At 61.8% G+C, this 10,133-nt stretch carries 10 protein-coding genes; 4 read left to right on the top strand and 6 right to left on the bottom strand.

Going from position 1 to position 10,133, the window contains the following annotated elements; translation table 11 throughout:
• Positions 1–632: 632 nt before the first annotated feature.
• Positions 633–1,808 carry an ABC transporter ATP-binding protein gene (locus CKO31_RS24175; protein ID WP_200242844.1) on the bottom strand — a complete coding sequence of 392 codons (1,176 nt, stop codon included), beginning with the start codon at positions 1,806–1,808 and terminating at the stop codon, positions 633–635.
• A 228-nt stretch (positions 1,809–2,036) separates the two neighbouring features.
• Positions 2,037–3,383 carry an IS1380 family transposase gene (locus CKO31_RS24170; RefSeq protein ID WP_200242841.1) on the bottom strand — a complete coding sequence of 449 codons (1,347 nt, stop codon included), beginning with the start codon at positions 3,381–3,383 and terminating at the stop codon, positions 2,037–2,039.
• 526 nt (positions 3,384–3,909) lie between these two features.
• Here CKO31_RS24170 and CKO31_RS24165 point away from each other — a divergent pair.
• Positions 3,910–4,098, top strand: a complete 189-nt coding sequence (locus CKO31_RS24165; RefSeq protein WP_200242838.1) for a hypothetical protein — start codon at positions 3,910–3,912, stop codon at positions 4,096–4,098.
• Positions 4,083–4,385: a type II toxin-antitoxin system RelE/ParE family toxin gene (locus CKO31_RS24160; protein WP_200242835.1), complete on the top strand. Its 303-nt coding sequence runs from the start codon at positions 4,083–4,085 to the stop codon at positions 4,383–4,385. The genes CKO31_RS24165 and CKO31_RS24160 overlap by 16 nt, the downstream gene beginning before the upstream one ends.
• A 93-nt stretch (positions 4,386–4,478) precedes the next feature.
• On the opposite strand, the gene CKO31_RS24155 is transcribed toward CKO31_RS24160, so the two are convergent.
• The 3 genes from CKO31_RS24155 to CKO31_RS24145 all read right to left on the bottom strand — a co-directional run bounded on the left by CKO31_RS24155 (position 4,479) and on the right by CKO31_RS24145 (position 7,686).
• The gene (locus CKO31_RS24155) at positions 4,479–5,150 is read right to left on the bottom strand and encodes an SIR2 family NAD-dependent protein deacylase (protein WP_200242832.1); all 672 of its coding nucleotides are present in this window, start codon (positions 5,148–5,150) and stop codon (positions 4,479–4,481) included.
• A 182-nt stretch (positions 5,151–5,332) separates the two neighbouring features.
• Positions 5,333–6,361 carry a ParA family protein gene (locus tag CKO31_RS24150; RefSeq protein ID WP_200242829.1) on the bottom strand — a complete coding sequence of 343 codons (1,029 nt, stop codon included), beginning with the start codon at positions 6,359–6,361 and terminating at the stop codon, positions 5,333–5,335.
• 92 nt (positions 6,362–6,453) lie between these two features.
• Complete coding sequence (locus tag CKO31_RS24145) at positions 6,454–7,686, bottom strand: DNA-methyltransferase (RefSeq protein WP_200242827.1); 1,233 nt, start codon at positions 7,684–7,686, stop codon at positions 6,454–6,456.
• A 124-nt stretch (positions 7,687–7,810) separates the two neighbouring features.
• Here CKO31_RS24145 and CKO31_RS24140 point away from each other — a divergent pair, with 124 nt between their 5' ends.
• On the top strand, positions 7,811–8,062 hold the full coding sequence (locus tag CKO31_RS24140; protein WP_200242824.1) for a helix-turn-helix domain-containing protein: 252 nt from the start codon (positions 7,811–7,813) through the stop codon (positions 8,060–8,062).
• Positions 8,049–8,660, top strand: coding sequence for a PDDEXK family nuclease (locus tag CKO31_RS24135; RefSeq protein ID WP_200242821.1), 612 nt, complete (start codon positions 8,049–8,051; stop codon positions 8,658–8,660). The genes CKO31_RS24140 and CKO31_RS24135 overlap by 14 nt, the downstream gene beginning before the upstream one ends.
• 42 nt (positions 8,661–8,702) lie before the next feature.
• Here CKO31_RS24135 and CKO31_RS24130 read toward each other — a convergent pair.
• A partial coding sequence (locus CKO31_RS24130) for a TRM11 family SAM-dependent methyltransferase (RefSeq protein ID WP_369075146.1) occupies positions 8,703–10,133 on the bottom strand: 1,431 nt, incomplete at its 5' end.

The following is a 10,133-nucleotide window of genomic DNA, read 5'->3' as shown; positions in this document are numbered from 1 at the left end:
CTCGGCAGGGGCAGCCCCCCAGGCATCTTTAGGACCGGCGTCTCCGCCATGTCAGCCCTTGGCCGTCCGATCGCGAACATGCACTACTATGCGGGCTCTGACTCCTGCCGGCGGTCACCTCCGCCGGCAGGTCTCCCCGCTTACCTCGCCTCACCTTCCTGTCGTTCCGCCCCCAACCACGTGATGCCGCCCGTGGATCGCTTTACACGCCGTACACCAGCGTCCACGGTGAGTTTCAGGCTTCGCCGCCTCCCAGTGGGCTCGCCACGACACCCCGCCGAATCGGGTTCGTTATCCTGCAGACCGACAGTTCGCCTCCGGTTGCTCTCCACCCCGCCTCGCGGCGACGCAGTTACCATTGGCTACGGAGCTTCGGCTTACTCCGACACGGACTTTCACCGTGCTGATGAGGCGCCCTCGCGGGCGCACTGGGAGCGGCCTCCGGCCGCGATGACTTCCAGAGCGCCGGCGGCCGCACGTCGCGGCAAGGATGCCGCTCCCACATCGGAGGGAGTCCGTGGGAGCGGCCTCTGGCCGCGATGGCTTCCAGAGCGCCGGCAGCTGCGTGTCGCGGCAGGGGTTCGGCTCCCACGGAATGGCGATCCCAGTCGGCAAAGGGCCCCGGGCCGCCCTCAGCGGTCCTCGGGCCCGAGGCGCAGGCCGCTGTCGGGGTCGAACAGCAGCAGCTGGTCGGCGTCGACGGCGAGCGTGATCTCCGCGTCGGCTTGGGCGTCGGTGTCGCTGGCGACCCGCGCGGTGACGCGCAGCCGCGTGTCGCCGTCGGCATCGCCGTCCTCGTTCGTGGTCCGTGCGCCCGCGATTGCCTGCGCGCTGCTGTCCTGCGCCGAAACGTCGAAGTGCACGAAGACATCGGCACCCAGCCATTCCACCAGGTCGGGTCGAACGCGGAATCCGCCGGCGTCGGTGTCCGCCCCCGCGCCGTCCGTGACATGAAAGTGCTCCGGGCGGATGCCCGCGATGACCGCTTCGGTGCCGGCGGGCAGGGCATCGCGCAGCCCCTCCGGCAGCGGCAGGCGCGTCATCGGCAGGCGCAGCCGGCCGTCCTCGATACGCGCTGGCAGTAGGTTCATCGCCGGTGCGCCGATGAAGCCGGCGACGAAGCGGTTCGCCGGGCGCCGGTACAGGTCCTGCGGGCTTCCCACCTGCTGGATCTCGCCGTTGCGCAGCACGGCGATGCGGTTGCCGAGGGTCATGGCCTCGGTCTGGTCGTGGGTGACATAGACCGTGGTGGTGCCGAGCCGCCGCTGTAGCGCTGCCAGCTGGTTTCGCATCTGCACGCGAAGCTTGGCGTCGAGGTTCGACAGCGGCTCGTCGAGCAGGAAGGCCGCCGGCTCCCGCACGATGGCCCGCCCCATGGCCACGCGCTGGCGCTGTCCGCCGGAAAGCGCGGCGGGCTTGCGGTGCAGCAGCTCCCCCAGCTCCAGCAGCTCTGCGGCGCGCTCCACTCGCCGGTCCGCCTCGGCGCGGTCCACCTTGGCGAGCTTCAGCGGAAAGGCCAGGTTGTCGCGCACGCTCATGTGCGGATAGAGCGCGTAGCTCTGGAAGACCATGGCCATGTTGCGGTCCTTCGGGTCTCTCCCTGTGACCGTCTCGCCGCCGACCCGGACCTCGCCGCTGCTGGGCCGCTCCAGCCCGACGATCAGCTTGAGCAGCGTGGACTTGCCGCAGCCCGACGGCCCCACCAGCACGAACAGCTCGCCGTCCTCGATGGTCAGATCCGTCGGCTTCAGCGCCTCGGTGCCGTCGGGGAAGCGTTTGGCGACGTTGTCGAGGGTAATGTTGGACATGGGGGCTGACGAAGTTTGAAGTTTGAACCTGAATCCGTGAACTCAATGAGCGCTCTGATTACCAGCGGGGGAATGAAGGCGAAATGCGTGGCGAGTAGGGTTCAGCGTATCGCTTCTTGTGCCCGGGCTGGAGGGACGAGCACCGTTGCGGGCGTCCGATCAGTGCGATGGGCAATAGGCGGCCGACGCCGCGCATGCGCAGCGCCAGCCCCGAGGCGGCGGCCGCGCTTAAGTGCCTACCAGTTGCGCGTAGAGGCGTCGGTAGACGGGCAATGCTGGGCAGCCCCAGCCGAAGGCGAGCTTCAGACGCCGGCCGGTGCGGATCAGACGCGCGGCCACATACATCAGCTCCTGCATGACGGTGCGCAGGCGCCGGCGCTTGGCCTTGCGCCGTGGCGGTGCATCGCGGCCGAGCAGTCCGATCTGCCCGATCCAGCGCAGCAGGTTGTAGGCGAGCTGTGCGCAGGCGACCACCAAGGCGTTGGTGGCGAACTTGCCCGAGGGCAGACGCTCGACGTCGAGGTCGGTCTTGAGCTCGCTGTGGAACTGCTCGGAGGTAGCGTGATCGGCATAGAGGGCGATGATCTCCTCGCATGGCTGCCACAGGCTCGTCCACCAGCCCTCGAGCTCGATCTCCGGCACCAACAGCTGTTGGCCGTGCTTGTCGATGGTGCGCTCGGTGACGCGCATGACCCGGCGCAGCCGATACTCATAGCCGCCATGGGTGCGCTTGAGGCGCACGTCGAAGACGGCCACGCGCTTGCCGGGACGCAGCGCTTCCCACTCGGCGTGCGCTTCGGCATAGGCGAGCCACTGCTCGCGACTCTCCTGGCGCGGATTCCATTTGATGATGTACTGCGCCGGCACGCCCTCGCCGTGCTGCTCGTTGTGCGCGGTGATCACGGCGATGTTCTCGATGGCATCGTAGCCGCTGTCCAGGCGCAACAGCAGAGCGCGATCGGTGAGGACGCGTGCGCGGGGCAAGACCCGCTCCAGCAATGCCGGGGTGGCGCTCTGCGAGTGCTGTTTGCCCTCGCGCAGCTCCAGCTCCAAGCACCACCCCTCGGCACCCAGATAGGCGGCCATGGGCGTGAACCCATCGTGGCCCTTGTAGGTGTGCGAGACGCCTTCCTTGCGCGAGCCACTGTTGTCCAACGGCGTCGTGTCCGCATCGAGCGCCACCAAGCCGTTGGCCAAGGGCGTCACGGGTGCGCGAACGTTGCGCAAGAACGCGAGCGATGCGTCGATGATCAGGCGGCGGTAGGTGTCGGCGTACGCGTCCATGCGTTGGCGCAGAATCCCTTCGGACGGCACCTGATCCAGCCCCAGCGCCGCCTGGAAGAACGCGTCCTCGCGAAAGCCCGTGATCGCCTCGAAGTCGCTCTTGCCCAGACACAGCAAGGCGACGTAGCAGGCGAGCATATCGCGATGCGGCATCGCGTCGCTGCGCAACGGTGCCACCGCCGCCGCGTCATCCGCAAGATCGGTATAGCGCTCCAGCGCCTGGCCAATGAGTCCGAGTCCGGCGTGGGAGGTGAAATCCGCCTCGGATTCCGCAATGATGAAACGGCGCATCGGGCCACCTGTCAGGTGATGAGGACAGAGACCAGATTTTACCGCTACCCCTCTGTTTTCGCGAGAGTTTGTCGGGCAGGCGGGCTGCCTAGGTCACGGATCCAGGTTGAAGTTTGAAGTTTGAAGTTTGAAGTTTGAAGTTTGAAGTTTGAAGTTTGAAGGGTGAAGGGCGGGGTACGGAGTGCGCAGTGCGTGGTGCCTAGTGCCGGGTGCAGGTTGCCAAGTCGGAGTGCCTGGTAGCTGGCTCCTTGCGCCCGGCGACGCTTCGCTTCGGACCAAGGAGCCTTCGGGAGTGGCCGCCGTGGATCATCTCGGTGCTGCCTTGTTGTTCTGTGGCTGATCATCAACCTCAACGATCACGAACTCTCCCATGCGAGACGGTGCAGTCACCGCTGACCACCGACCGGTGGGTCAACCCGCTCAACGCGCCGACGAGCCTGGAGCCCGACACCGCAGGCTACGCTTGACGACGAGAGCAGTCGGCGCAACCCTGTCCCATAGCGGCAGCGAGACCAGAGGTAGCCTGATGCAAACCGCCAAAGAGCAGGCCGTGGAAGTTTTGCGGAGACTCCCTGACGATGTCAGCATGGAAGACATCCAATATCACCTGTATGTCCAAGAGAAGATTCGTAAGGGGCAGGAATCCATCGCTGCCGGGCGGTCTCTCGACACCGTCCAAGCCAAGGAGCGGCTGGGCAGATGGCTGGAGAAGTAATCTGGGCAGCGGAGGCACTCGACGACATTGATGCCATCGCCGCCTACATCGCTCGCGATTCATTGGTGCTGGCACGCCGGGTCGTCAGCGCGTTCTTCGAGTGCTCGGACCTTCTGCTGACCCAGCCTCGGATGGGACGCATGGTACCGGAGCGGCAGGACGAGAATATCCGCGAGCATTTCGTCTATAGCTACCGGCTCATCTATGCACTCGCAGGCGAGGATATCCACGTTCTCGCGGTTATCCATGGTCGGCGGTCGCTCGAATCACTCGGCGAGCGCCGCTAACGGCCACAGGTCGGTCGTACCAAGACCCGAGAATCACGGTGCCGGCGACAACTGGCTTGACAACCACCGAGGGATGCCCGCCGGCAACGAAATTTATCCCTGAGGATTGATACTTCTATATTCATCCACGCGGCTTTGCAGGTCCTGAAGCGCTATCAGAAGGTCGTCATGGCTGGGGCCGTACTCGAGCGCCCGGATGTTAAATGCGTCTGTCCAATCTTGTAGAGCATATGTGCTGTGCTCCCCTTCAAGAACGAGCGCATAATGCGGGCGCTGACTTGTGGCAGTGATCCTCACATCTTCAAGGACCAGGAGCACGTCCGGGTCGTCAAGGCTGCAGCCAATAAACATGCAGGTATTTGTTAGGAATATTGATTTGAGGAGCGTATAGAATTGTGGATAATTTCGCTTTGCCGAATGATATTCGGATTTTGTGAAAACCATTCGCTGGATGTCATCAATTGTGCCGTGGGCTTTAATTATAAGTCTCGTGTCCGAGCGCAGTTCATCACCTAGCGAATCGGTATAGTAATTGACTACCTTGTAACCTTCTTGGGATGAGGAGAGGCACAGGCGCTCGTATATCTTGTCAAAATTTGTCGTTATTACCAGCCTGGAATCGAGGGCCAGGATAATGCGATGTAATTCGCCTGGCTGAAATCCGGGATTGTTGAAGTGTGCAGTGAGAAAATCGTAATAGTCTGATCGATCCGTCTCTTGTGTAATTGCCTGTAAACATAACAGATAGCGCTTCTCCGCGACCATTTCTTCGATGGCTGCTCGTGCCTCATCGCTCCGTACCAAATTGCAAGCGTCGCGCAGTAGCTCTTGCCAGCCTTTCGGTCGCCTGCCTTCTGGATCAGCCGCGGAAGCAGAAACGCCGGCGCCCTAGAAAAGGACGCAACGCCTCCTCGCAACTTCTCTTACTAAAGCATCTGGCCAAGCGATCACGGGGACTCCCGAATATTGGTCAGCTGCTTGTCGCAAAGCGAAGAGATCAGCTTGGCATAAGATTTTACTTGCGTATACTGGCTGCCCACCAACCCATCTGCACTCGAGAGTTCGTGTATTGGCGACTTTGCAGATTGCGCCATTGGTATGAGACTGTATAGATTGGGGATGTGTCCCAGTTCCAAGTCGGTTCTATCCAGTTGATTGGGCATCAGGAAAGCCATGGCCTCGTTCACTGTGCCTGGTATTTGCTTCATAATGCGGTCGTACGATTTAACCGGCCTTCGGCCAGTCTTAAAGGATCTTGTGACATATTGCTGCACCGAGTATCCGGCGAAACGAAATCTGTCGTTGGTCTCGGCGATTATGTTGTACTTGCGGAAGACTTCCGGCTGATCCTCTTTCGTGTCCTCTATCGATTTTTCGTACTGCTTTTGCCACTGCTGTATCCATCCGGATATGTTTTTTATTCCTAGTAAACTGAATATGTCGCATCCAAACGGGGTTACGATGAAGTCGCAGGATAATATGACAGAGCGGTTTAACGCGCCGAGAGACGGTCCGACGTCGAATACTACTAAGTCATAGCGGCTGTTTAACGTGCCAAGTAACTCGTTGCACCAGTTAGTGACTCTGTAGCCGCCGATGTCCCGCGCTCGCAGGCCGGCCCAGGCGTCGCTCAGCTTGTCTTCGATGATGCTCATTCCCGGATGTCCGGGTATTATGTCGGTGAGAAAGCGATTCCTCGAACCCAAAATTGGGTTTATCGCGGTATTTGCTGTAGGCTCACCTTCGCTGAGAGGGGATAAACACGAGAAGATTGTTTCGTATTCCGGGTTCTCGTTCAGGTAGATATCTTCGCAAGTTTCGTCGCTCAAGATGGACTGGGTTGCATTGCATTGCGGGTCCGCGTCTATAAGTAAAGTACGCTTCCCCTTTTGCGTATTGAGAAACGACACAACATTGCAGGCGAGTGTGGTCTTTCCGACGCCTCCTTTATTGTTGAAGAATACGAGAGATTTCATGGCCGAGATCACGTGATTATGGGCGTTGAGTATTCGAAGGGCATAAGAGCCCTATCGTAGTGTGGCCCTCGTAAGCCATTAGGTCCACATGTTTAGCCGAGGTTCAGGTTATTCTTGACATTTCGAGGCTTGTTCCGGATCGATTCAGTAGTCCACCAACCCGTCCGTTCCCTAGCGATGAGCACCTCCGTTGGAAAGAGCGCGTTTAGTTCCTTCCTGTGATTGGCCAGGATCTTGCGGTCTTGCTCGAGCTCCGTGAACCGCCGCACAATGTCGTCCGTTGGGCCGATCTCGATACCGAGCCATCGGCGCGCCTTGAGCTCGGCGGCCATGTAGGTGGTACCGGCCCCGCCGAACGGATCGAAGACGAGATCTCCCTCGTCCGTTGACAGCTCGATCACCCGGTCCAGGACCTTGAGCGGCAGCTCGTTGGCGCCGTTTCGGCGCTTGTACTTGGCGTGCCGCACCGGGGACACGTCCCACCAGACATCGGAGAGGTTGACGCCCTTAGGGTTCATCTTGGCCTTGTAGCCGCCGTAGTCGCGCAGGTCGCCGGCGCAGTGGGGGCAGACCTGCATGGGCAGGCGGTCCGGGTGGAAGACGCGCGCCTGCGGTCCTTTCACGTAGTAAAGCAGGGAATAGTGGGACGGGTATAGGCGGCGCTGGATAGGTAGGCTGTACTTGATGTCCACAGCAATCCAGTGGACGAAGCTCAGCCGGCCGTTCAGGAAGGCGGCAAGCTCGGCGTTCCAGCGCGGGAGGTTCCAGACAAACAGCGCGCCGCCGGGCTTAAGGAGGCGGATGCACTCGGTAAGCCAGGATTCGCACCATTCCAAGTAGCGCTCGGTCTTGAGATTGTCGTCGATGCTGGATGGGTAGAGCTTTTTCAGATTGAAGGGCGGGTCGGCGAAGATCATGTCCACCGAATCGCTGTCCAGGGTGGGCATCAGGTCCATGCAGTCGCCTTGGTACAGGCGGCCCAGGTCAGTTTCCAGCGCGATGCGAGGTGCGGCGGTCGCGGTCTGCGGCTGCGCGTCGGATGCCGGCTGCGGTTCCAGCAGCTTGGCAATGGTCGCCGCATTGGCTTGGATGGCGTTCAGCGTCTCGCGGGACAGGCGACCCATCGCGAGCATCAGCTCCAGTTCCGTGATGCCCGCCGCCGCGAGCACCCGCGGCAGGTCTTCGCCGCTCGGCAGGATGTTGGCGTCGTTGTAGTGACGCAGCCGCGCCACTGGCACGCCGCTGCGCTCAGCGAAGGCATTGATCTCGCGCCGATCGCCGGGCGCGACGTCGAGGGCACGGAAGAACTGATCGGAGAAACTCATCGGCGATCCTCTGTTGTCCCGCGGGCATCCTAGCACGGAGGGGGTATAACCTGAAGACTATAGTCCGTCGACTATTGTCTGATGGGTTCTTAGGCTGCCGGCTGCTACCCGGTCGGAGCGGAACATGGAGCCTGAGCAGGCTTTCGGCATCGTGCTGCGCGATCTGCGGCGCAGGCGCTCGCTGTCGCAGGAGGCATTGGCGCAGGAGAGCGAGCTGGACCGGACGTTCATCTCGCTGTTGGAGCGGGGTCTGCGGCAGCCGTCGCTGACGACCATCCTCCAGCTTGCCGGTCCGCTGGGCGTTCGGCCCGAGCGACTCCTGGCAGATGTCGTTGCGGTCCTGGCTGGGGAAGGGGAGGACCGTGCGGCTTCTTGAGCATCACGACATCCTCAATCCCGAGCTTTTTCAGCGCTCGGCAGCGTTGCAGCAAGCCTGGGACGATGTGCGCGAGGCCGTCGCGCTGACGGATTGGCCGCATGGGTCCGGATCTTTCACCATCTATCCGGAGAGCGGCAAGAAGAGCGGCGAGGGCAACGGTGTCAAGCTTATCAAGGTACCGTGCATCCGCGTCCTTCGGGAGCGCGGCTGGGATGTGGAGCAGCTGCCCGATGTCGGCTCCAGCGTCCTGCGCACCGGTGACCTGGATGCCTTGAAGACGACGCCGGAGGGCTTTGTCGCCTTTGAGTGGGAGACGGGGAACATCTCATCCAGCCATCGGGCACTGAATAAGCTGTTCCTCACTATGAAGGAGACGGCGACCATCGGCAGCTTTCTCGTCGTGCCCAGCAACCGACTCAAAATCTACTTGACCGACCGCATCGGCAACATCGGCGAGTTGGAGCCCTACTTCGGCCTTTGGCGAGATCTGACCGGCATCAACGGCGCGCTGCGCATTGTCGTCGTCGAGCATAATGCCGAGAGCTTTGATGTGCCGAAGATCCCGAAGGGCGCGGACGGTCGGGCTTTGCGATAGCGCCTGCAAGCGGTCGCTTGTCGTGCGGGCATAGTGTGGTTGTTACTCCTTCTTCAGAAACACGATGTATTCCTCGCGCATTGTGTTTGCAATGCCCTTGATGGCGCGCGGTATCTCCGCGCTGAACGAGAAACCAAGCGATTCGGCAGCGTCGCGCAAGATCTTGTGCAGCCCGATCACTTGATCCGCGGGCAGCTTGAGCACCTTGCTCAGTTGGTTGTTGTTGGTGCCGACGACGATGACACAGTGGCACCCTTGCTTCAGCACTCTGTGGCACTCGCGCAGCGCGCCGTTCATGTCCTCCAGGTAGCAGTCGTACTTGTCAGCAAGTCTGCTGCCGCCGCGCAACCCGATCATGCTTTTGTCGAGGTCCGCGCGGTCGGCGCCCAAGGCGGCCAGGTGGAAGGCGTCGTTCTCGGCGTAGTCGATCGCGAAGCTGTACGGTGGAGAGAACAGGATCGCGTCCACGGACTCGTCGGCGAGGCCAAGCTGCCGTGCATCGCCTTGTCGAGCGTCGATCCGGCCCAGATCGAAGCCCTGAGCGCCGCGGACCTGCTGGAACTTGCGGCAGCAGTGGAGATACCGTTCCAGGATGCCTTGGAACTGTTCCAGCGGCGGCTTGCGTTGCGAGCGTTGCGTGTAGCCCATGGTGTCCAGGAACGCCAGCAACAGCAACGCATAGGTCTCCGCCGTCTCGCGATCGCGGAAACGACGGCCGGACACCACATAGTCGGCTCCCTCCTCCATGACCCGCCGCAGATCGTCGTCCTGCGCCAGCTGCTGCCCGGCAGTGGGAAGCGCGACCCCATGGCGGCGGACGAAGTAATCGAACGTCGTTTCGGCGCTTGCCAACGCGCCCTCCGCCCGCTCCAATGACATGGTGAGCCCGGACGCCTTGGTCTCGGTCATGAAGGTGCAAAAGGGGCTGATGTCGACGCCAACGGCATCGGCACCCAGCAACGCCGCCTCGATGGGCACGGTGCCTGAGCCCATCATCGGGTCCAGAACCGTCTTACCGGGGCCGACGCCGATCACGTTCAGAATGCCTCGGACCATCTGCGGGTGAAACTTGCCCCGGTAGGGGAAAAGCCCATGCGTGGCGTACCCGGTGCGGAAGCTGTTGGTCTTGAAGAATGACCTGAGCCCCGCCGAGGAGAAGTCGGGGAGCTTCAGCGTCTCGCCGACACAGGTCAGGAAGTGGCGCGTGGGGCGCCCGTCGACGGAGCAGAAGTATGCCGCCTGTTCGACAAGTGCGGCGCCGGACAGCGTCTGCGCCTCCAGCCAGGCCAAGTGCAGCTCGTAGACCTCACGCAGACCCGGGATGAGTGTCAGGTTGTCTGGTAAAAGGCAGGCGGGAAAGGCCTGCGTCAGAGGGTCGTCCAAGTCGGGTCTGTCCTTTGTTTGTCCGAAATCGGGGCTGCCGGTGCGCTTGCGAGGATGGCCCACGCTTGCTCGAGTCGCAACTCCCAGCCC

The sequence above is a fragment of the Thiohalocapsa halophila genome (genome assembly GCF_016583825.1).
Taxonomy (GTDB): domain Bacteria; phylum Pseudomonadota; class Gammaproteobacteria; order Chromatiales; family Chromatiaceae; genus Thiohalocapsa; species Thiohalocapsa halophila.
The sequence above is the reverse complement of the archived record's forward strand: the minus strand, read 5'-3'. Positions and strand labels throughout refer to the sequence as shown.

Excerpts from the sequence above, each read along its gene's own strand:
- CKO31_RS24145 (WP_200242827.1), bottom strand. The coding sequence starts at position 7,686 with ATGAGTTTCTCCGATCAGTTCTTCCGTGCCCTCGACGTCGCGCCCGGC.
- CKO31_RS24150 (WP_200242829.1), bottom strand. The coding sequence starts at position 6,361 with ATGAAATCTCTCGTATTCTTCAACAATAAAGGAGGCGTCGGAAAGACC.
- CKO31_RS24170 (WP_200242841.1), bottom strand. The coding sequence starts at position 3,383 with ATGCGCCGTTTCATCATTGCGGAATCCGAGGCGGATTTCACCTCCCAC.
- CKO31_RS24175 (WP_200242844.1), bottom strand. The coding sequence starts at position 1,808 with ATGTCCAACATTACCCTCGACAACGTCGCCAAACGCTTCCCCGACGGC.
- CKO31_RS24140 (WP_200242824.1), top strand. The coding sequence starts at position 7,811 with ATGGAGCCTGAGCAGGCTTTCGGCATCGTGCTGCGCGATCTGCGGCGC.
- CKO31_RS24155 (WP_200242832.1), bottom strand. The coding sequence starts at position 5,150 with ATGGTCGCGGAGAAGCGCTATCTGTTATGTTTACAGGCAATTACACAA.
- CKO31_RS24160 (WP_200242835.1), top strand. The coding sequence starts at position 4,083 with ATGGCTGGAGAAGTAATCTGGGCAGCGGAGGCACTCGACGACATTGAT.
- CKO31_RS24165 (WP_200242838.1), top strand. The coding sequence starts at position 3,910 with ATGCAAACCGCCAAAGAGCAGGCCGTGGAAGTTTTGCGGAGACTCCCT.